Annotated in this window: 19 protein-coding genes and 1 pseudogene; 13 read left to right on the top strand and 7 right to left on the bottom strand. The window is 42.0% G+C overall.

The window, feature by feature from the left end:
- Nucleotides 1-8: 8 nt before the first annotated feature.
- Together E0H79_RS02720 and E0H79_RS02715 are read right to left on the bottom strand one after the other, a co-directional pair.
- Nucleotides 9-1,655 carry an acyl-CoA synthetase gene (locus E0H79_RS02720; protein WP_131260752.1) on the bottom strand — a complete coding sequence of 549 codons (1,647 nt, stop codon included), beginning with the start codon at nt 1,653-1,655 and terminating at the stop codon, nt 9-11.
- Nucleotides 1,656-1,857: 202 nt separating this feature from the next.
- Nucleotides 1,858-2,886: an AraC family transcriptional regulator gene (locus tag E0H79_RS02715; protein WP_131260751.1), complete on the bottom strand. Its 1,029-nt coding sequence runs from the start codon at nt 2,884-2,886 to the stop codon at nt 1,858-1,860.
- Between the two features lie 121 nt (nt 2,887-3,007).
- Here E0H79_RS02715 and E0H79_RS02710 point away from each other — a divergent pair.
- From E0H79_RS02710 to E0H79_RS02675, 8 genes and pseudogenes are all read left to right on the top strand, one after another.
- Nucleotides 3,008-4,725 (top strand): annotated as a pseudogene (locus tag E0H79_RS02710) (neutral/alkaline non-lysosomal ceramidase N-terminal domain-containing protein).
- A 191-nt stretch (nt 4,726-4,916) separates the two neighbouring features.
- Nucleotides 4,917-6,200 carry a D-arabinono-1,4-lactone oxidase gene (locus E0H79_RS02705; RefSeq protein ID WP_131260750.1) on the top strand — a complete coding sequence of 428 codons (1,284 nt, stop codon included), beginning with the start codon at nt 4,917-4,919 and terminating at the stop codon, nt 6,198-6,200.
- A 58-nt stretch (nt 6,201-6,258) separates the two neighbouring features.
- Nucleotides 6,259-7,428 (top strand): alanine racemase, encoded by a 1,170-nt coding sequence (locus E0H79_RS02700; RefSeq protein WP_131260749.1) that lies wholly within the window; start codon nt 6,259-6,261, stop codon nt 7,426-7,428.
- A gap of 187 nt (nt 7,429-7,615) precedes the next feature.
- Entirely contained in the window at nt 7,616-9,538 is a 1,923-nt protein-coding gene (gene thrS / locus E0H79_RS02695) for a threonine--tRNA ligase (protein WP_004975142.1), read from the top strand.
- 5 nt (nt 9,539-9,543) lie between these two features.
- The gene (infC, locus tag E0H79_RS02690) at nt 9,544-10,092 is read left to right on the top strand and encodes a translation initiation factor IF-3 (protein ID WP_096902435.1); all 549 of its coding nucleotides are present in this window, start codon (nt 9,544-9,546) and stop codon (nt 10,090-10,092) included.
- A 211-nt stretch (nt 10,093-10,303) separates the two neighbouring features.
- Nucleotides 10,304-10,921: a glutathione S-transferase N-terminal domain-containing protein gene (locus E0H79_RS02685; protein ID WP_004975146.1), complete on the top strand. Its 618-nt coding sequence runs from the start codon at nt 10,304-10,306 to the stop codon at nt 10,919-10,921.
- 72 nt (nt 10,922-10,993) lie between these two features.
- Complete coding sequence (locus E0H79_RS02680) at nt 10,994-11,278, top strand: hypothetical protein (protein WP_131260748.1); 285 nt, start codon at nt 10,994-10,996, stop codon at nt 11,276-11,278.
- 7 nt (nt 11,279-11,285) lie between these two features.
- The gene (locus E0H79_RS02675; RefSeq protein ID WP_004975149.1) at nt 11,286-11,714 is read left to right on the top strand and encodes a YqaA family protein; all 429 of its coding nucleotides are present in this window, start codon (nt 11,286-11,288) and stop codon (nt 11,712-11,714) included.
- A 28-nt stretch (nt 11,715-11,742) separates the two neighbouring features.
- Here E0H79_RS02675 and E0H79_RS02670 read toward each other — a convergent pair whose 3' ends face one another.
- Nucleotides 11,743-12,501 (bottom strand): energy transducer TonB, encoded by a 759-nt coding sequence (locus E0H79_RS02670; protein WP_026438356.1) that lies wholly within the window; start codon nt 12,499-12,501, stop codon nt 11,743-11,745.
- 340 nt (nt 12,502-12,841) lie between these two features.
- Here E0H79_RS02670 and rpmI point away from each other — a divergent pair, with 340 nt between their 5' ends.
- Nucleotides 12,842-13,036: a 50S ribosomal protein L35 gene (gene rpmI / locus E0H79_RS02665; protein ID WP_004975152.1), complete on the top strand. Its 195-nt coding sequence runs from the start codon at nt 12,842-12,844 to the stop codon at nt 13,034-13,036.
- A gap of 11 nt (nt 13,037-13,047) precedes the next feature.
- Nucleotides 13,048-13,407, top strand: coding sequence for a 50S ribosomal protein L20 (gene rplT, locus E0H79_RS02660; RefSeq protein WP_004975153.1), 360 nt, complete (start codon nt 13,048-13,050; stop codon nt 13,405-13,407).
- 292 nt (nt 13,408-13,699) lie between these two features.
- Here the strand turns inward: rplT and E0H79_RS02655 are convergent, their stop codons facing one another.
- Nucleotides 13,700-14,728 (bottom strand): hypothetical protein, encoded by a 1,029-nt coding sequence (locus tag E0H79_RS02655; protein WP_131260747.1) that lies wholly within the window; start codon nt 14,726-14,728, stop codon nt 13,700-13,702.
- 159 nt (nt 14,729-14,887) lie between these two features.
- Here E0H79_RS02655 and pheS point away from each other — a divergent pair, with 159 nt between their 5' ends.
- The 3 genes from pheS to E0H79_RS02640 all read left to right on the top strand — a co-directional run bounded on the left by pheS (nt 14,888) and on the right by E0H79_RS02640 (nt 18,717).
- Nucleotides 14,888-15,868: a phenylalanine--tRNA ligase subunit alpha gene (gene pheS, locus E0H79_RS02650; RefSeq protein WP_004975156.1), complete on the top strand. Its 981-nt coding sequence runs from the start codon at nt 14,888-14,890 to the stop codon at nt 15,866-15,868.
- Nucleotides 15,869-16,042: 174 nt separating this feature from the next.
- Nucleotides 16,043-18,424: a phenylalanine--tRNA ligase subunit beta gene (pheT, locus tag E0H79_RS02645; protein ID WP_131260746.1), complete on the top strand. Its 2,382-nt coding sequence runs from the start codon at nt 16,043-16,045 to the stop codon at nt 18,422-18,424.
- Complete coding sequence (locus E0H79_RS02640; protein ID WP_004649746.1) at nt 18,421-18,717, top strand: integration host factor subunit alpha; 297 nt, start codon at nt 18,421-18,423, stop codon at nt 18,715-18,717. The genes pheT and E0H79_RS02640 overlap by 4 nt, the downstream gene beginning before the upstream one ends.
- A 370-nt stretch (nt 18,718-19,087) precedes the next feature.
- On the opposite strand, the gene E0H79_RS02635 is transcribed toward E0H79_RS02640, so the two are convergent.
- From E0H79_RS02635 to trxA, 3 genes are all read right to left on the bottom strand, one after another.
- Entirely contained in the window at nt 19,088-19,387 is a 300-nt protein-coding gene (locus E0H79_RS02635) for a hypothetical protein (protein ID WP_131260745.1), read from the bottom strand.
- Nucleotides 19,388-19,808: 421 nt separating this feature from the next.
- Nucleotides 19,809-21,077 (bottom strand): transcription termination factor Rho, encoded by a 1,269-nt coding sequence (gene rho / locus E0H79_RS02630; RefSeq protein WP_004975162.1) that lies wholly within the window; start codon nt 21,075-21,077, stop codon nt 19,809-19,811.
- Nucleotides 21,078-21,413: 336 nt separating this feature from the next.
- Nucleotides 21,414-21,740: a thioredoxin gene (gene trxA / locus E0H79_RS02625; RefSeq protein ID WP_004975164.1), complete on the bottom strand. Its 327-nt coding sequence runs from the start codon at nt 21,738-21,740 to the stop codon at nt 21,414-21,416.
- Between the last annotated feature and the right edge of the window lie 174 nt (nt 21,741-21,914).

The following is a 21,914-nucleotide window of genomic DNA, read 5'->3' as shown; positions in this document are numbered from 1 at the left end:
TTCAAATTTTAGCCGAACTCACCGACTGAACGCTCTTTGGCCCATTCACGCAGTACAAATTTTTGTAATTTACCTGTCGATGTTTTTGGAATTTCAGTAATCACCACATCCTTTGGTACTTTAAAACGCGCCAAATGTTGACTGCAATAGGCAATAATTTCTTCAGGGCTGACCTGCTTGCCTTCTTTCAGTTCAATAAAGGCACACGGGACTTCCTGCCAACGTGGATCTGGTTTTGCCACCACTGCAGCAGTCAAAATTGCAGGATGTTGATACAACACCTCTTCCACTTCGAGTGAAGAAATATTTTCACCACCTGAAATAATCACATCTTTAGAGCGGTCAGTAATTTTGGCGTAGCCATCGGGTTGGCAGACAGCTAAATCGCCCGTATGGAACCAGCCACCTGCAAATGCTTCTGCGGTGGCTTCTGGGTTTTTCAAATAACCTTTCATCACGATATTGCCACGGAACATAATTTCGCCCATGGTTTTGCCGTCTTTTGGTACAGGTTGCATGGTTTCTGGGTCTAAAACTTTCATGCCATCTTGCAGCGGATAAGGCACGCCTTGACGCGAATGTAATTGTGCTTGTTCTTGAATGGATAGGTCGCTCCAGCCTGCTTGAGAAGCACACAGCGCAGATGGGCCATAGGTTTCAGTTAAGCCATAAACGTGAGTTACGTTAATGCCAATATTGCGCATACCTTCAATAATTGCTGCTGGCGGTGCAGCACCCGCAACCATCACTTCAACACGGTGATCAAACTGGGTCTTTTTCTCCTCAGGGGTGTTGATGAGCATCGACAAGACAATTGGCGCACCGCAGAAATAATCGACTTTGTGCTCTGCAATTAATTTAAAAATCAGTTCAGGGTCGACTTTACGTAAGCAGATATTGGTGCCACCGTTGGCTGCCATCGTCCATGCAAAGCACCAGCCATTACAGTGGAATAGGGGCAGTGTCCATAGGTAGGTTGCACGTGGGGTCATCCCGCAGGCAATAATATTACTGGCTGCATTAATGTAGGCACCGCGATGATGATAGACCACGCCTTTCGGGTTGCCTGTCGTGCCAGACGTATAGTTCAGGCTAATTGCATCCCATTCATCTTGTGGCAAATGCCATTCAAAATTTGGGTCACCTGCAGCCAGCCAAGTTTCGTATTCAATCTGTCCGATGCTAAGGGCATTGGCAGCATGCTCATATTCTGCATCGTTGACATCAATCACGTAAATTTCATGATTGACCATCGCTAAGGCTTCTTGTGCCAAAGCCGCAAATTCAGGGTCAACCAAAAGCACTTTGGATTCTGCATGATCGAGCATAAACGCCAGTGTTTTGGCATCTAAACGAGTGTTTAGTGTGTTCAGCACTGCACCCGCCATTGGCACAGCAAAGTGTGCTTCTAGCATGGCAGGAACATTCGGAAGCAGCACCGAAACAGTGTCATTTTTGCTGATGCCTAAATTTTGAAGTTGATGTGCAAATTGGCAGCAGCGCAAATAAGTTTCGCGCCAGGTAATTTGACGTGAACCGTGAATAATCGCGTTTTGGTGCGGGTAAATATAAGCTGCCCGTTCTAAGTAACGTAACGGGGACAAGGCGACAAAGTTCGCAGGGGTACGCGGTAATTCATCGTATGCGCTGACCATTGTTATTCTCCATAATATGTGTCGTTATTTTATCCAACTTAAAAAGATAGGGATTTTATGGCAGCTTTGCAGTTATGCTTTAGTCGAAAATCTGTTGTTTTTGTTTTGAATCGCTTGTAAGTACATTTAAAAAATAGTTTAAGTAAAATTTAGCAGCTATTTTTTATTCAATAAAAATAGTAGCTTATTGGAAAATATTAACTTATTCTGTCATTTGGCTTTTATAGAGTGATGGGCTGAGACCTGTCCAACGCTTAAATGCACGTCGAAATTCGCGTAATTCACTAAAGCCAAGTTGTTGGCTAATTTCAGTCATGCTCAAAGGCTGTTGTAGCAGTTGTTTAGCTTTATTTTCCAAAACGTGTTGGCGCAGGTTTTGGAAGTTGCAGCCTTCGGCAAGTAATTGTCTGCGTAAATGTCTTTCGCTCATTTGAAAATGTTGTGCCGCTTGGTGCATATCAAAGTGCTGAGGTAAATGCTGTTCGATTAGATAACTCAACACGTGTGCATATTGCTGTTGATTAATCGCCTGCATATCCTGATACGCTTGTTGGCAGACACGCAGGACGGTGCTGTAATTGGCGGCACTAGAGGTTTTAATTTGGCGTCCTAAAATCTCTGGTCGGAACACCAAAGCATTCATGTATGATGAAAAGTGCAGAGGACATTGATAATGCACCTGATAAGCCTCTAAATAGTCGGGTTGGGCAAAACTAAAATGCACTTCGACCAAATCTTGATGATTGCCAAGCATGACGTCTAAGCAGCTAACAATACTGGAGAGGACTTCATCGCAAAAAAAGCGCAGTAAGTTCCCCGTGGGATAACGCTCTTTCATCACCAGTGTAGGAGAGGTCGAGGAAAAATCGTACTCCAAATCCATCACACTGCCTGAAATGGGATGGTACTGCAGTCCTGTCTGTAAGGCTTCTACAACATTTTGACTGGACACCATGGCAAAACCGAGCATGTCCATGGAAATCAGCCCCTTGTCACGTCCAATTTCTAAGCCTAAATGTGCACATTGAGTGTCTTGCAGGGCGCGTGTCACCACTTTGCAAATATCTTGAAATGAAACAAAACCATTGCCTTGGACGATTTGATCAAGATCTTGAGAAATTCCCTGAAACCATGGTTGATAGGGGATCTGTTGTTCTTTGGCGTAATGAATCAGACCTGACAATAAGGCAGGCGGCACGTGCTGCAGCAAGTAGTTTGAAGTTGCTGACATAAGTCCGATTATCCCCCCATGCCATTGTCGCTTTGACCCTTATTTGCCGTGATGCAATTTTGTTTAATGGCATTGATCAGCGTCATGACTGATTGTATAGATGAAAAGGAATACGATTGCAATGTATTTGGTGGGTTGGAATAAACAGGAAATTCATATTCAGCCAAAAGGGCTTGCCATGTTTGGTTATGGCAACTGGAAACATCGTGCCTATGAACAACGAACAGCTTTATTTGCCCGCAGTATTTGTATTCAAACCTTAGACAATGACTTATTAATTTTTTGCTGTCTGGATATGGGGTGTGTGACCTATGCCATGCGTCATTTAGCGATACAGCGTTTACAGCGTAAGCTGGGGGAGCGTTTTCAGCCGCAGCGTTTGGTATTGATGGCAACGCATACTCATTCTGCACCTGGCGGTTGTGCACATGAAGCGTTGTACAATATGCCCACACCTGGTTTTGTGCCTGAACATTTAAATGCAGTGGTCGATGCGATTGTGGGCAGTGTGCTCAAAGCTTTGGCGACCCAGAAAAAACCGATATTTATATGAGCAATGGTCGTTTTGCAGAAGAAACGCCAGTGGCATGGAATCGCTCTTTAACAGCGTATAACCGTAATCCTGATGTATCTCGTAGAACGCTGGAACAGGCACATTTGGCCTTAGATCGTGATATGCAATTGCTTGGTTTTTATCGCGAAGGTAATTTACAGGCAGTTTTTTCTTTATTTGGGGGGCATGCTACCTGTTTAAGCAGTCGTTTAAGCGCTCATGATGGTGATAACAAAGGTTATGCCGCACTTTGTACCGAGCGTGCACTGCAACAACGTGGGGTCAAAAATCCTGTAGCAATTTTTGCCCAAGCCGCAGCGGGTGATGTTTCTCCACATTATCATGGCCCTGAGCAGTCACAGGTACGTGCTGCAATGCGCGATGAAAAAGAATACGAATATACACAGCAAAATGGTCGCTATCAAAGTGAATTGGCACTGAAAGCTTTGGCACATAGAGGTACGCCGTTAATGGGAGCTTTAGATGCTGTGTGCCATTATGTCGATTTAAGCAATATTGAAATTCCAGTTGAATTTGCGATGGGGCAAACAGATGCAAAAACCAGTGCAGCCTGTCATGGTGCAGCATTTTTTGCAGGAACACCTGTAGATGGTGCAGGTGTGGCACAACCGATTTTTAAAGGTATGCAATGGTTAGCGCAGCGAGTGAAAAAGAAAAAGTTGAGTAATCCTCAAGCCGCAGATTATAGCTATTATCAACAGCTATATGCCTCACAAGGCCCCAAAGATATTGTGCTGGAATGTGGTTCTAAAACCATTTTTGGCAAGCCACTGAATCATTATCCTAAATTTTTAGACAAACTGATTGCAGAAATGAACAAGCAGGCCAGTGTAGGCGCAATTGATCATAGCTTGTTGGTACCGAATGTAGTGCCATTACAATTAATTAAAATTGGCGGCTTAACCTTGCTGTGCTGTCCTGGGGAAATTACTACTGTTGCAGCTAAGCGGCTCAAAGTAACCGTACAACAAGAATTGGAATCGACTCAAAAAGTATGGTTGGCTTCATATTGCAATGATTATATGGGCTATGTGACCACCTTCGAGGAATATCAACAACAAGCCTATGAAGGTGGTCACACTTTATATGGACAGTGGACTTTGGCAGCGTTGCAAACTAAATTTCAATATTTCGCAGAGCAATTGAATTTGCCTATTCCACAACGCGATACAGCATCGTTATTACCGCCCGCTGTACCTTTGGATGAATTAGAAAAAAGAACATATCGTGACAGTTTGAAAGCTAATGCGCTAAATGAATTGTAGTTTTTTTATACATTGTTCCATGTGAAACATATTCTAAATCATGTACTAGTCAGGAGGTTAATCTAAATCAATATGGATAGAGAGGTCATTTATCTCATCCATGTGTCTCTATTTTTTTAATGCGGTACTTTAAAAAGTAACGCAAAACAAACTGCAATAAAAATAAATGCCACGCAGAAAAAGGAAGGATTATGAAACAGCGTTGGAGTAACTGGTCTGGAAAGCAAACAGCCTATCCAGACTTTTTACAGCCGAAAAATGTAGATGAACTGAAAAAAATTGTGCGAAAGCACGACAAAATTAGAATGGTCGGAGCAGGGCATTCCTTTAGTCCCTTAGCCACAACCGATGATGTGATGGTGAATTTAGATCATATTCAGGGGGTGCATCAATTTAATGCACAAAAGCAGCAATGCACCTTACATGCAGGGACTCGGCTGTACAAACTGGGTGAATGTCTAGCTCCGATTCATCAGGCGCTGCAAAATCAGGGCGATATTGATCATCAGAGTTTGGCAGGTGTGGTTGCAACAGGAACACATGGCACAGGTGTGGATTTACCTTGTCTATCGGCTTTGGTGACTGATTTTGAACTGCTCACAGCAGAGGGTGAGGTGTTGCAATGTTCACCTGAACACAATGCTGAAATTTTTCAGGCAGGTCGGGTCGCGCTGGGCAGTTTTGGGGTGATGACCAAAATCACTTTACAAAACCGTTCGCGCTATAAACTCAAAGAGCAGCTACGTTTATGTGCCTTGAGTGATATTTATCAATATATAGACCGTTGGAAGCATCAACATCGCCATATTGAGTTTTGGGCATTTTTACACAGTGATCAGGTGATTTTAAAAACCTTAGATGAGAGCCGAGGATTGACGGATCCTCGTCCGCAACATTGGTTATCAGAAGACCGTTTATTAAATTTTTGTTCGGAAATAACCCGTGTTTTTCCACAGTTAAATCCGTATTTACAATCTTTGTTGGGCGTGTTTATCAAACCGAGTACTCATGTCGATTGGTCGAGTCAAATTTTCCCAACGCCACGCAATACCAAATTTAACGAAATGGAATACCAATTGCCTGCCGAGCAAGGTTTGGCGTGTTTAGAAGAATTATTGGCGGTTTTGAAACAACAGCGTGTCGCCATGTTTTTCCCAATCGAGTTTCGCTATGTCAAAGGCGATGATATTTGGCTGAGTCCTTTTTATGGACGGGATTCGGTGTCTATTTCAATCCACCAATTTTATAAACAAGATTGCCAACATATTTTTAAATGGGTCGAACCGATTTTACAAAAATATCAGGGACGTCCACATTGGGGCAAATTGCACAGTATGCAAGCGGATCAATTACGTGAGTTATATCCAAAATGGGATGATTTTATGCAACTTCGTGAGCAGCTTGATCCACAGCAAAAATGGATTAATCCATATTTAAGACAAATTTTCACGATTCCAAGTTTGAGTGCAGCGTGATGTTCAATAAACAACTCAAGCAATCGCAAAATAAGAGCATTCAATTAGGGAGCGTGACATGAAAAGTGATTATTTTCAGCAACTCACCCACAGTTTGCAGCAACAGGGTACAGGAACACCGCAACTGATTGTGGATATGGCACGTTTTCAGCATAACTTGGATTATGTTGCAGCCCATTTGCCTGCACGGTTGCAACCACGACTGGTGGTGAAATCGCTAGCGTGTTTGGAGATATTGCAACACGCAAGCCAAAGTCTGAATACGCAGCGTTTTATGTTGTTTCATCTGCCACATTTGTATGAAGTGATGCAGCACTTTCCACAAGCAGATGTACTGTTTGGCAAGCCAATGCCAATACGTGCGGTAGATGCTTTTTATCAGCAGGTGATGGCGTCTGCTGAGAATATCCAATTGCATTTACAATGGTTGGTTGATCAACCTGCACGTTTACAACAGTATTTACATTTGGCACAACAACGCCAGCTTTTTTTGAATATTAATCTTGAAATTGATATCGGTTTGCATCGTGGTGGGGCGCAAGATCATGCTGGATTTATGCAAATGCTGGAATTGATTCAGCAGCATCCACAACATTTAAAACTGTCAGGTTTGATGGGGTACGATGCGCATGTGGTGAAATTACCAAATGTATTTCATGCACAAGCCAAAGCCTATCAACACTCACAGCAGCAATATAGAAATTATAAACAACTGATTCAGCATCATTTTCCAAAGTTGTGGCAGGATGACTTGTGTTTTAACGGTGGTGGTAGCCTGACATTTATGCAGCATTGTCAGCACAGTGAATGTAATGATCTGGCTTTTGGTTCGATGTTGCTTAAACCCAGTGATTTTGATTTAAAAATCTTGTCAGATTTGCAATCGGCTTTGTGGATTGCAACACCTGTTTTAAAGGTATTGGCTGCGGTACAAGTGCCAGGCTTAGATCGTTTGCAGTCCTATTTGCCACAATCCAATCAAGCCGTTTTTGTTTATGGTGGCTATTGGATGGCAGATTATGTTTATCCTGAGAGCAGTCATCCACATGCTTTATACGGACGCAGTAGCAATCAAGAGTTGATTCAAGTACCCAAACAGCATCGCATCCAAATAGATGATTATGTATTTTTACGCCCGCAACAGAGTGAGGCGGTGTTGCCACAGTTTGAAGCGGTGTATGCCTATCAACATGGACAATTCACGCCGTGGGCAACCTTTAGGGAATAAAACAGCTGAAATGCCGATTCTTTGGCTTTTTTAGTACACAAAGGTTTAAACCTGTACGCAAGCCGTGTAAAATTTAAGGCGCTTTTTATTTATACACCGTTTTTATCTTTTGAGGGTCTCCCTTAATCATAATCTCGCGGTGATATGCTCCATGGTACGGGGCATCACTCCTTAAGGATTTTTATCTATGCCTATTATCACTTTGCCAAATGGCGATCAAAAACAGTTTGATCAAGCCGTATCTGTGATGGAAGTTGCTCAAAGCATCGGTCCGGGTCTTGCCAAAAATACAGTTGCTGGACGTGTGAATGATCGTTTGGTCGATGCCTGCGATTTAATTACCGAAGATGCAACCCTACAAATTATTACGCCTAAAGATGAAGAAGGCGTAGAGATTATCCGTCACTCATGTGCGCACTTAGTGGGGCATGCGGTAAAACAGCTTTTCCCTGAAGCGAAAATGGTGATTGGCCCTGTCATTGAAGAAGGTTTCTACTATGACATCTGGATGCCTCGTCCATTTACGTTAGATGATTTGGCAGCAATCGAAGAGCGTATGAAAAAGCTCATCGACCAAGATTATGATGTTGTGAAAAAAATGACCCCGCGTGATGAAGTAATTGCAGAATTCACAGCGCGTGGCGAAGAATATAAATTACGTTTGATTGCAGACATGCCAAACGAAACCCAAATGGGCTTGTACTATCATCAAGACTATTTGGATATGTGTCGTGGTCCACACGTTCCAAACACTAAATTCTTAAAGTCGTTCAAACTCACCAAAATTTCAGGCGCTTATTGGCGCGGTGATGCGAAAAACGAACAGTTACAACGTATTTATGGTACGGCTTGGGCGGACAAAAAACAGCTCGCGGCGTATATCAAACGTATTGAAGAAGCAGAAAAGCGTGACCACCGTAAAATTGGTAAAGCTTTGGACTTGTTCCATATGCAAGAAGAAGCACCAGGCATGGTGTTCTGGCATCCAAATGGCTGGACGATTTACCAAGTACTTGAGCAGTACATGCGTAAAGTACAACAAGACAACGGTTACCTAGAAATTCGTACCCCGCAAGTGGTCGATTTCACGCTATGGGAAAAATCAGGACATGCTGCCAACTACGCAGACAATATGTTCACTACCCATTCTGAAAACCGTAACTATGCAGTAAAACCAATGAACTGCCCATGTCACGTACAAGTCTTTAACCAAGGGTTAAAGTCATATCGTGATTTGCCAATTCGTCTGGCAGAATTTGGTTCATGTCACCGTAACGAGCCATCAGGTTCACTGCACGGCATTATGCGCGTACGTGGCTTTACTCAAGACGATGCCCACATTTTCTGTACCAAAGAACAAATTGGGCCAGAAGTTGCAGACTTCATCAAACTGACTTTAGATGTTTATAAAGATTTCGGTTTTGAAGAGGTGCAAATGAAACTGTCTACACGTCCTGAAAAACGTGTGGGAGATGATGCACTTTGGGATATGGCAGAAAAATCTTTGGCTGATGCCTTGGATGCTGCAGGTCTGGAATGGGAGTTACAACCGGGTGAAGGTGCGTTCTACGGCCCGAAAATTGAATTCTCACTGAAAGACTGCTTAGGTCGTGTGTGGCAATGTGGTACAATTCAGTGTGACTTTAACTTGCCTGAGCGTTTAGAGGCATCTTATGTCACTGAAGACAATGATCGTGATCAGCCTGTAATGTTGCACCGCGCAATTCTTGGCAGCTTTGAACGATTTATTGGTATACTTATTGAGCACTATGCAGGCTTTATGCCACCATGGTTAGCGCCAGTGCAAGCTTGTGTCATGAATATTACCGATTCACAAGCTGCTGCAAGTGAACAGGTCGTCGCAAAACTTAAAGAAAACGGTATTCGTGCTATTTCTGACTTGAGAAATGAGAAAATCGGCTTTAAGATTCGTGAGCGTACATTAGAGCGTATTCCATACTTACTGGTACTTGGGGACCGTGAAGTGGAAGAAGGAACGGTAAACGTCCGTACTCGCTCAGGAACAAATTTGGGTACTATGTCAATTGATGCTTTCATTGACCTAGTGAAAACAGCCGTCGCAGAACGCGGCCGGTATATTGTGGAGTAACAGCGATTAAACAGCCTGACCGTAATCAACAGGGCGGAAAATCTAACCGTCCTGCTTTGAATGATGAAATTCGTGCAAAAGAAGTCCGTCTTGTAGACGAAAATGGTGAGCAAAAAGGTATTGTAAGCTTGGCTGATGCATTACGCGCAGCAGAAAGCGTTGACCTTGACTTGGTGGAAATTGTGGCAAATGCCGAACCACCGGTGTGCAAAATCATGGACTTTAACAAGCATTTGTTTGATCTAAAGCAAAAGCAGAAAGAAGCGAAGAAAAAACAGCATCAAGTACAGGTGAAAGAAATCAAGCTCCGCCCTGCGACTGATGTTGGTGATTACAACGTAAAATTACGTGCAATTATCAAATTCCTTGAAGAAGGGAACAAGGTAAAAATCACTTTACGCTTCCGTGGTCGTGAAATGGCTCACCAACAGTTAGGTTTGGCTCAATTGCAAAAAGTTGAAGCAGATGTAATTGAATATGGTGTAGTTGAACAAGCACCAAAAATGGAAGGTCGTCAAATGGGTATGTTGCTTGGTCCTAAAAAGAAAAAGTAATCCCATCTTGAACAAAAGAAGCACTGCACCTTGGCGGTGCTTTTTTTTGCGTGATGAAAGTGAGCATCTATGTTTCATGTTTATGAGATATGCCATTCGATAAAAAAACTCTACGCAGCGACACGCAACAAACGCTTAAAAACATGCTATAACTAAAACCGCAGTAGAAGAATGCTGGTCAAAAAGCAAAAAAAGTAATGAAGGATAAAACATGATTGATCTTTATTATTGGGGCACCCCCAACGGTCATAAAATTAGTATTGCACTTGAAGAAATGGGTTTGGAATATCAAATTTTTCCCATCAATATTTCAGAAGATGATCAATTTCAGCCAGATTTTTTAAAAATTTCGCCCAATAATAAAATTCCTGCAATTGTCGATCAGAACGGTCCGCGTGGTGAGCCAATCTCTGTGTTTGAGTCGGGTGCAATTTTGCAATATCTAGGGCGCAAAACTGGCATGTTTTATCCTACCGATGAACAGGAGCGTGTTGAAGTAGAGCAGTGGCTCATGTGGCAAATGGGTGGTTTTGGTCCAATGTTAGGACAGAATCATCATTTTAGCCGTTATGCACCAGAGAAAATTCCTTATGCGATTGAACGCTATATCAATGAATCCAAGCGTTTGTATGGCGTGTTAAATAAGCAGTTGATGGGGCAAAAGTACGTGGCGGGCGAATATTCAATTGCTGATATGGCTATTTTGCCGTGGGCGTTACGTCATGACTGGCAAAATATTTCGCTGGAAGATTATCCGTATGTACAAGACTATATTACACGGCTGACTGCGCGCCCTGCAGTGCAGAAAGCACTCGCGATTCAAGTTTAAATCTACTTTTATGCTAAGATGCCAGCCACCTGATACCTCACTTTTTCAGGTGGCTTTTTTATTGGATGAGCTATGCAAGAATTTTTTTTAAACTTTACCAAGATTGTTGAGCAAAATGCCAAAGTGTATTGGAGCATTATTTTGGGCATTGTGTCTTGCTTGATCTTATTTGTGATCGAAGCATTTCATGTGCAGAATATGATTGCGGCTTTAAATAGCACAGATCAACAGGTTTTACGTGCTGCGATTGAGCCTGTTACTCAGCGTTATGCATGGGCACGTGCGGCACTTATTTTGCTTAGTATTGTTTGGGCGAACTGGGAATATCGTAAAACCAAGCAGGCTTTAGGGCTTTAAATCGTCTATGCTTTGGACGCTGTTTGGTTTATTTTTATCTGCATTTGGTGCGGCAACTTTATTGCCTTTACAGTCCGAAGCTGTGTTGTTGGGGCTGTTATATGAAGGCAGCTATGCACCCATTTGGCTGATTAGCATTGCCAGTCTAGGCAATATTTTAGGTTCTTGTGTGAACTGGTATTTGGGACTCAAGATCGAACATTATAAAGATAAAAAGTGGTTTCCTGTTTCGGCTACACAATTAGAAAAAGCACAGCACACCTACGCCAAATATGGGTTTTGGTCTTTACTGCTCAGTTGGGTGCCGATTATTGGTGATCCAATTACGCTGATTGCAGGTTTAATGAAAGAACATTTTGCCCGTTTTGTGTTGATGGTGAGTCTAGCCAAAATCGGGCGTTATCTGTTTATTTATTTTGTTTATACATGGGTTTAAGCAAGCAACCCCTATTATCTATAGACACTTATGACTGTTCTTGAGCATCACACGTGTTTAAATCAAAATAAATTTCATCTTTTAATTTTGACTTTTTATACAGCCAAAATTGACGCGGTACATCTACTTGAGCAGCTTTCACTGCAGCTAAAACTTGTTGATCAAGTGCGTATTGTCCCGAACCTTGTGTCAATTTCACACGTTTCACTTCGCCATGCTTATTTACTTTGAATTGAAACTTTAACTTACGTGAGTGATTTTTTAAATCTTCCGCACTTAAGTTTAATTGTGGTTGACTACGATACTTAAATTGAACTTTTTGCTGTTGTTGCTGTGCTAACCATTGTTTAGATTGAAAATCAAACTGGCAATCTTCGTGCTGGTTATCCTGAAATCTTAAATTAAAGCTTTGAAAACCAATGGTCGGTACGGCAGTATCTTCTACATAGGTCGGTTGAATTTCAGCAGTGCGAACCGCTTGTAATAAGGCATCATCTAATTTTTTCAGCCCTGTACTTTCTTGAATAGTGGCTTGACTGATTTTGCCGGTTTCATCTGCATAAATACGCACAATTGCAGCTCGGTTTTGTTGATTTAAATCTTCATTTTTATATTTGGGTTGTGGAAACTTGCGCCATGCTAAGCGTGTGGTGAGATGAGCAGGCAAGGCAGCACTTTTTTGTACTTCGAGTGTGGCTTTTGGTGTCGATTTCTGCTGCGGTGGTTTTGCAAAAAGATGCGTCGCACTGAGTCCAAGCAATAGAGTTATATATAAAGATGTTTTCATCATATTACGGTCTTTTTTATCTCACACAAGACGAGGCGAAGTATTGATGGAATTGTGGATAATCGCAAGGGTAATCCGCAACTTATTGCAAGTTTTTAGGGTGTTGATCTGCACAATTTTTGACAGAGCTTTAGCTTTATTTTGAATTGTAGTGGGTGTTCACAATTCCAGTATTTTTTCCTGAGTTGAATTACGGCAAATGAGTGAGGTAATGATCATTTTTTATTTAGCCAATATGCTTTTGTTTTAAGCAAAGATGCTTTAGAATACTCGCTCCCTTACCTGCAGGTCGTTTTTGCAATGGTGCAGACGTGCCGAACAGGTGTTTAAAGAGGTTGTTATGGCTAAGTTAAAAACTCGCCGTGGTGCAGCTAAACGTTTCAAAGCGACTGCTAACGGTTTCAAGCGTAAACAAGCGTTCAAACGCCACATTTTGACCAAAAAATCTGCTAAACGTATCCGTCAATTGCGCGGCTGTGTAATGGTTCACGTGAGTGACGTTGCTGCTGTTCGTGCTATGTGCCCATACATCTAAGGAGATTATAAATGGCTCGTGTAAAACGTGGTGTACAGGCTCATCGCCGTCATAAAAAAATTCTTGCTCGTGCTAAAGGTTACTATGGTGCTCGTTCACGCGTATATCGCGTAGCGTTCCAAGCGGTAATCAAAGCAGGTCAATACGCTTACCGTGACCGTCGTCAAAAGAAACGTCAATTCCGTGCTTTATGGATTGCGCGTATCAATGCGGGCGCTCGTCAAAATGGTTTATCGTACAGCCGTATGATCGCTGGCTTGAAAAAAGCACAAGTGATTATCGACCGTCGCGTACTTGCTGACATCGCTATGCATGACGCAGTTGCATTTGCTGCTTTAGCTACAAAAGCTAAAGATGCATTAGCTGCATAAGTCTTTATGACTTAAAAGAAAGACCGCATTTGCGGTCTTTTTTTATGCCTGAAATTTAGGGTCTCTGCCAAGTTTCATAACTCAATCTGAGAAATTTTTAGCCACAGCCTGAGCAAAAACAAGCACTGCTTTGTTTGCAGCGGAAGGCGCAGCGAAGGACAAGCATATTTTTTGCTGCTATTGCGTTATGTGCCGGTCATTTAGAATGACTAAATTTCCTGTCCCATGCCTTATATCAGCTAAAAAATATGCGTTGTCGCAAACATAGACGAATTGTCAACAGCCCCTAAGCTTATAAACCAAAATAATAGGCAGCTGCACAAATAACCACAGTCATTAAAATCAGTTTAATCACGGCAGATGTACCCACTTTATGCGTAGCTGCAGGTGTTGGTATTTGTGGTGAAGCGATGTTTTGTACTTGGCTAGGCGTTGATTCAAAAGGATCAGGTGTTTGCACTGGCGTGAGCTGTGCGGTCTTATAATGGTTTGCCACCTTAGTGATAAATTTGGCGTGTAAATCTTCAAGTTTCTGAGAAAAATGACGTAAATTGAGTTGTTCGCTTGGTTCAAGTTCTGTGCCATCGGCATGATAAGGATGCTGGATTTTATTCTGGATGAATTGATCCAGTGCATCTAAACGATACAGCATCTGATGTGCATAGGCAGCAGGGTAGTCTGCGGGAATTAACGCCAAAGTTGGGTACATGCTTTCAGTTGCGTTTTGAGTAAGATCTACACCGAAATAAGGTTTAGCGCTTTGCTCTGGTTCAACAAACTCTGTAGCATAAGGATTTAAAAATAACTCGGAGCGAATAAAGCGATCAATTTCATCCCAGTTTGGAGAGGCAAAATCTGTATCGAGCTGTCTGGCAAGTTTGTGATTTAATTGATAACGCCACATGACTTCTTGACGTAGCTCGCTCTGTTGGGAAACAGGCGCCATATAATCTTGTTCTGCGGTATACCATTCTGCAAGCTCTTTTCCGAAAATCCAAGCAGATTTGTGCTGTGCCTCGTGACTCACAATAAAGTGTGCAAAAGGCAATAACTCTACATTTGGATTGGGGTTTTTTTCATCATTTAAAATACTTGCCTGATGTAGGCTTAAACGTCGCACACCTTGTTGTTTAAGATGCTCTAACCAGATTTGAAAGTGTTGTGCCAGTAAATGTTGTGACAATAAATCACGAAACTGAATTTGATGCTGGTTAAACACTTGATGCTTGAGCCAATGATTAAAACTTAAATCTTGAGCCAAATATTCATTGCCATAAGTCACAAGGGCAAGTTGCTGTTTCCAAATCTGATCGAGCGCCATAATGTTGAGATCTCGTGGTGATTGGCTTTATCTTATACTTTTTGTATTTCAAGATGCTAATCTAATTTTCATTACATCGAAGCTTCATCAAAGCGACTAAAAACTGTTAGAATACGGGGTTTTTAAATTATTTCTAAATTGTTGCTTTTGAGAGTTACTATGTCACTGGAAGCCCTGACCAATGAAGCGCTCGCTGCAATTGCAGCAGCAGAGGACCTTGCTACACTCGACCAGGTGCGAGTGCAATTTACGGGGAAAAAAAGCCAGCTTGCGGAACAATCCAAAGCACTGGGTAAAATGGACCCTGAACAGCGTAAAGAATTTGGTGCACAAATTCATGCTGTGCGTGAAGCAATCAATGCGGCATTAACTGCGCGTCAAACTGAATTACAACAAGCGGCTTTGGCACAAAAACTGGCGAATGAAACCGTTGATATTACTTTGCCAGGTCGTGGTCAAAGCATCGGCAGTATTCACCCAGTTACGCAGGTACAGGAACGTATTTGCCAATTCTTTACCAAAGCAGGTTTTACCGTGGCAACGGGCCCAGAAGTTGAAGATGACTATCACAACTTTGAAGCGTTGAATATTCCAGGACATCACCCTGCGCGTGCCATGCACGATACTTTCTATTTTGATGTGAATCATTTATTGCGTACCCACACGTCGGGCGTACAAATTCGCACCATGGAAAATCAACAGCCGCCTATTCGTATTGTTTGTCCAGGTCGTGTGTATCGCTGCGACTCAGACCAAACACACTCACCAATGTTCCATCAAATTGAAGGCTTATACGTCGCAGAAAATACCAGTTTTGCAGAACTCAAAGGTTTGTTGATTAACTTATTAAATGAATTCTTTGAAAAAGACTTAAAAGTACGTTTCCGCCCATCTTATTTCCCATTCACAGAGCCAAGTGCTGAAGTGGATATTATGGATGAACGTGGTCGCTGGTTGGAAGTTTTGGGCTGCGGCATGGTGCATCCAAACGTGTTACGCGCTTCAGGCATCGACCCAGAAAAATATAAAGGTTTTGCCTTCGGTTTAGGGGTAGAGCGTTTTGCGATGTTGCGTTATGGCATCAATGACTTGCGTATGTTCTACCAAAATGATGTGCGTTTCTTGCGCCAGTTTGCTTAAAACTTTTTAAACAACCTTTCCTAAAATTAGGAGAGGGAAAAGAGATTATTTTTAAATTTTAAAAATCCCCCTAAATCCCCCTTTGTAAAAGGGGGACTTACGCGAAATAAATAGAAGTGTGGGAATTCCCCTCTTTGTTAAAGAGGGGTTAGGGGAGATTCAGGAAATGAATGTATGAAAATTAGCGAAAATTGGCTACGCACGTGGGTTAACCCAGCCATTGACAGCGATACTTTATCGAATCAACTCACGATGCTGGGTCTAGAAGTTGATGATATGTCACCAGCAGCAAAGCCATTTACAGGCGTTGTGGTGGGTGAAGTCTTAACGGTTGAACAGCATCCAGATGCAGATCGTTTACGTGTGACTACGGTAAATATTGGTTCAGGTGAGCCGTTGCAGATTGTGTGTGGTGCGCCAAACGTGCGTGTAGGTATGAAAGCACCTGTGGCAACCATTGGTGCGGTATTGCCAGGCGACTTTAAAATCAAAAAAGGCAAACTGCGTGGTGTGGAATCACAAGGGATGCTCTGCGGCGCATCAGAAATTGACCTTGAAGATAAACTTGATGGTTTATTGGAACTGCCTGCAGATGCACCTGTAGGTGTGAATGTACGTGAATATCTTGATCTAGATGACCATGTCATTGATATCAGTATTACTCCAAACCGTGGTGATTGTTTCAGTATTCGTGGTATTGCCCGTGAAATTGGGGTGATTAACCAATTGCCAGTGAATACACCTGACATTCAGGCAGTAGCGGCAACTATTCAGGATGAAAAAACTGTACAAAGTTTGACGGAAGGCTGCCCACGTTATTTAGGTCGTGTGATTAAAAATGTAAATACCAAAGCCGCTACACCTGAGTGGATGGAGCGCGCGTTGGCACGTTCAGGTATCCGTCAGCACAGTATTTTGGTTGATATTACCAACTATGTCTTGATTGAATTGGGTCAGCCAATGCACGCTTTTGATGGTGCTAAAATTCAAGGTGGCATTCAAGTTCGTCAAGCGACTGCAGCAGAAAAATTGGTGCTGTTAAACGAGCAAGAAGTTGAGCTGCAAGATGATGTGATGGTGATTGCCGATGACGCAAAAGTATTGGCGATGGCGGGCATCATGGGTGGTTTATCTTCTGCGGTAAGTGATGAAACCACAGAAATTTTCCTTGAATCCGCTTTCTTTGCACCATTGCATATCGCAGGTCGTGCACGTCGTTATGGTTTGCATACCGATGCCTCACAGCGTTATGAACGTGGTGTCGATTTTGAATTGCCATTATTGGCGATGAACCGTGCATCACAACTGATTGCAGAATTTGCTGGCGGCGAATTTGGTCCAATTACAGTGGCAGAACAAGCAGCACAATTGCCAACACGTGAAGCAATTGCGTTAAATCAAGCGCAAGTCGATCAGCTCTTGGGTTATCACGTTGATGCTACATTTATTACCGATGCTTTAACTCGTTTAGGCTGCGAAGTTACTGTTCAAGCTGAAGGTCAGTGGAGCGTTGTACCACCATCACATCGTTTTGATATGGCAATTTACCAAGACTTAATTGAAGAAGTTGCTCGTATTCACGGTTATGACAACATTCAAATCAGTTTGCCTGTGATTGATGTGCAATTAGCAAAATACCAAGATCAGTTTGAAGTTGCGCAATTACGTCAAACCGCAGTGACTTTAGGTTATCAAGAAGCAATTAGTTTTAGCTTTGCCGATGCAAAATTGGAAAAACAATTAAACCCTGCAGTGAATCCGTTGGCATTGGCGAATCCAATTTCAAGCGATTTGGCAGTAATGCGCTCAACGTTGTTATCCAGCTTAATTCCATGCGTTCAGTACAACGTGAATCGTCAACAAAACCGTGTGCGTTTCTTTGAGTTGGGTTTACGTTTTGATTATCAACATGCAGCAAGCATTCATGACTTGAAGCAAATTCCAACTTTGGCATTGATTGCGGTAGGTGCTAAACATGCAGAATCTTGGCATGCTAAAGCTCAGCCTATGGATTTCTTCGATTTTAAAGGCGATATTGAAGAAATTTTAGCTGCAGGTCGTGTGCAGGTAGAGTATGTTCGTTCAGAGCGTACTTGGTTGCATCCTGGACAATCTGCTGAAATTTTGGTAGATGGTCAGTCTATTGGTTACTTTGGTCGTTTACATCCATCTTTAGAAGATGAGCTGGATTTAGGCACGGCTTGGGTAGCAGAACTCGATCAAACAGCAGTTTTGCAAACTTATGTATCTAATTTTACAGAATTATCACGTTTTCCATCGGTTAGACGTGATATTGCGCTTTTAATTAGTGATAAGATAAATGTAAGCGAAATTCAGCAACTTATTGAAAAAACGGGTGGAGCGCTGTTAGACTCAACTTGGTTATTCGATGTGTATACTGGACAAGGTGTTGAACAAGGCAAGCGTTCTTTGGCTTTTGCTCTGTTATGGCAACATCCAACACGTACACTTGAAGATGCTGAAATTAAATCTGGTATGGATAACATTCTGCAAGTGTTGGAAAACACTTACCAAGCGACATTGAGGGCTTCATGACAGCATTAACAAAAGCAGAAATGGCTGATCATTTAAGTGAGCTCACGAGTTTAAACCGCCGTGAAGCGAAACAAATGGTCGAGTTATTTTTTGATGAGATCAGCCAAGCACTGATCTCTGGCGAGCAAGTTAAACTTTCAGGGTTTGGGAACTTCGAGTTACGTGATAAACGTCAACGACCTGGTCGCAACCCGAAAACAGGCGAAGAAATTCCAATTTCAGCCCGCCGTGTAGTCACATTCCGCGCAGGGCAGAAATTCCGCCAGCGTGTGGGAAATGAGCAGATCGATTGATCTGCTTTTTTTTATGCTTTTTATAAGAGATTTTAGAAAGACGCTGTGATTTAGCAAGACATAGTGATTGATCTTGCAATTGAGAGACTTGAATCAAACTATGGATATGAATGAAAACACTGTAGAGCTGAACAAGACGCTACCTAAGAATTGAGCGTGGAGATGAGAAACCAAAAGGTTATATCGAAATAAATGCCGAATGGGGTTAAGTGTTTTAGTTAAATGCTTTTATATGCTGAATCATCTACTTGAAAAAGATGGATTGAGCGATTTGGAGATATTGTGCTGAGTAAAATAAATTTTAGACAAAATATTCAGAAATAAAAAAGAGAGCCATCGGCTCTCTTTTTGTACTGCATAATCGTATCGATTATTGAGCAGCAGCTTCAGAAGCAGCAGCAGCAGCGTCTACAGCAGCATCAGCAGCGTCAGTTGCAGCAGCAGCAGCAGTGTCAGCAGCATCAGTAGCAGCGTCTACAGCAGCTTCAGCGCCAGAAGCAACTTCTACAGCAGCAGCGTCAGCAGCAGCTTCAGCTTCAGATGCAGCTACAACAGCTTCAGATGCAGCAGCGTTAGCGTCAGCAGCAGCTTCTTCAGTTTTTTTAGCACAACCAACGAAAGCTAAAGTAGTAGCAACTGCAGCAGCAATAGCGATTTTTTTGAATAACATGGCATCACTCTCTAAAATATGAGATTAAAAAAAACCGACGTTAGTCTGTTGTATGCTTTTATTATTCCTAAATTTTGTTAGGCACTAACAACGCAGGCGCAGTCTAACTGGTCTGCGAATATGCTATCACTGCGCTTTTTGAATTGCTACTAGGTTGATTGAAAAAAAGGCAAAAAAACGCGAAAAATACGTGCTTTTTTAACAGAAAATAACAATTAATTTGGCATTTTAGATTGGAGAGTTGCACGGTAACTGGCTAAAAACTAAAAGGTTTTTACTAAATATTTTTTTATAATCATTTACTTAAAAATAAGTTTACATATACCGCGTGCAATTGTGTCTTTATGTAAATTTTGTCAACCAAATAAAAAAGCCATCGTTTTAAGATGACTTTTTTAGGTGTTTTAATATTTATAGCCGTTTAATTGGCTGCTTTACGTTTCATTTGATCAAAGAAGTCGTCATTAGTTTTGGTTTCTTTCATGCGATCAAGCAAGAATTCCATTGCTGCCAATTCATCTTGAGTGTGTAACAATTTACGCAAAATCCAAACTTTACGCAAATTATCTTCACTCATTAAGCGCTCTTCACGACGTGTACCTGATTTTTTGATGTTCATGGCAGGGAAAACACGTTTTTCTGCAATACGACGGTCTAAGGTAATCTCTTGGTTGCCTGTACCTTTAAACTCTTCGTAAATCACTTCATCCATTTTACTGCCAGTTTCAATCAGTGCAGTTGAAATAATGGTTAGAGAACCACCTTCTTCAATATTACGTGCAGCACCAAAGAAGCGTTTTGGACGTTCTAAAGCGTGCGCATCAACACCACCTGTTAAAACCTTGCCTGAAGAAGGTACGACAGTGTTGTAGGCGCGTGCCAAACGGGTAATCGAATCCAGTAAAATCACCACGTCTTTTTTATGTTCAACTAAACGCTTGGCTTTTTCAATGACCATTTCTGCAACTTGAACGTGACGAGCAGGTGACTCATCAAATGTTGATGCAATCACTTCACCGCGCACGGTGCGTTCCATTTCAGTCACTTCTTCAGGGCGTTCATCAATGAGAAGTACAATCAAGAACACTTCTGGGTTGTTACGAACAATCGACTGAGCGATGTTTTGTAGCAACATGGTTTTACCCGCTTTAGGCGGAGCCACAATAATTGAACGCTGACCTTTACCAATTGGCGCAACCAAATCTACCACACGTGCAGTTAAGTCTTCAGTTGTTCCATTACCTAACTCCATCACCAACTGTTCTGTTGGGAAAAGCGGGGTTAAGTTTTCAAATAAGATTTTATTACGTGAATTTTCAGGGGTGTCATAGTTAATTTGATTGACTTTGAGCAAAGCAAAATAACGTTCGCCTTCTTTTGGTGGACGAATCGTACCTGTAATGGTGTCACCCGTGCGCAGGTTAAAGCGACGAATTTGCGAAGGGCTGACATAAATATCATCTGGGCCAGCAAGGTATGAACCTGCAGCTGAGCGTAAGAAACCAAAACCATCAGAGAGAATTTCTAGAACGCCATCACCAAAAATCTCTTCACCATTCATGGCATGGCGCTTTAAGATGGCAAAAATAATGTCTTGCTTGCGGTTACGCGCCATTCCTTCAAGGCCCATAAACTCGGCAATCTTGATGAGTTCGCCAATCGGTTTTTTCTTGAGTTCGGTTAAATTCATAGAGGTTCTGATAGAATTAAAATTCTGGGGTACAGGTTAGAGAGGGAGCAACATTTAGCCGCATTCATACAATAAAATGAAAGCAATTGTATTTGCACAATAACGATTCAGAGCACTGATTCATTGTTTGATTGAAAAATGTGAAAAACAATTTCTGTTGCCGAGCGGCATTTTTGTGTTGTGTCTTTTCAGAAAGAGGATGAAAGATCCTGCGTTTCCTGAGCATGCAATATAAGAGAGAAACGTCTACTTGTCAATTTGTAGGCAAAAAAAATACGCCAATGCGTGGCGTATTTTTTTTCATCATCTCTATAAATAGACGATGGATCAATCGACTTAGATATTTTCGTCAATAAACGCAGTCAATTTAGATTTAGGTGCTGCACCGACTTGCTGTGCAACCACTTCACCATTTTTGAACATCAATAATGCTGGAATATTACGGATGTTGTAGTTCACTGCAGTTTGTTCGCAAGAGGTTACATCAACTTTTACAATTTTAACTTTGCCTTGGTATTCGTCTGCAAGTACTTCAAGTACAGGTGCAATTGCTTTACATGGCGCACACCAGCCAGCCCAGAAGTCAACCAATACAGGAGTATCCGATTGAAGAACATCTGCTTCGAAGTTTGCATCAGTGGTGTTTACGATGTTGCCAGACATGGATTACGCTCCAAATAATTTTTAAGATAGCTTTGGTTAGTATTACATAGCCATCTTGAACAAAGTAGGGGAATCTGTGGATTTTCCATTCAAAATACAAATTTGTCCAATTGATCGTGACGATAACGCTAAACGAAAATGCGAATTCTGTAACACAATTGTCATATATGCGGA

This window comes from Acinetobacter sp. ANC 5045 (genome assembly GCF_004331005.1).
Taxonomy (GTDB): Bacteria; Pseudomonadota; Gammaproteobacteria; order Pseudomonadales; family Moraxellaceae; genus Acinetobacter; species Acinetobacter towneri.
Note: the sequence above shows the minus strand (reverse complement) of the source record. Positions and strands in the feature narration are given on the sequence as shown.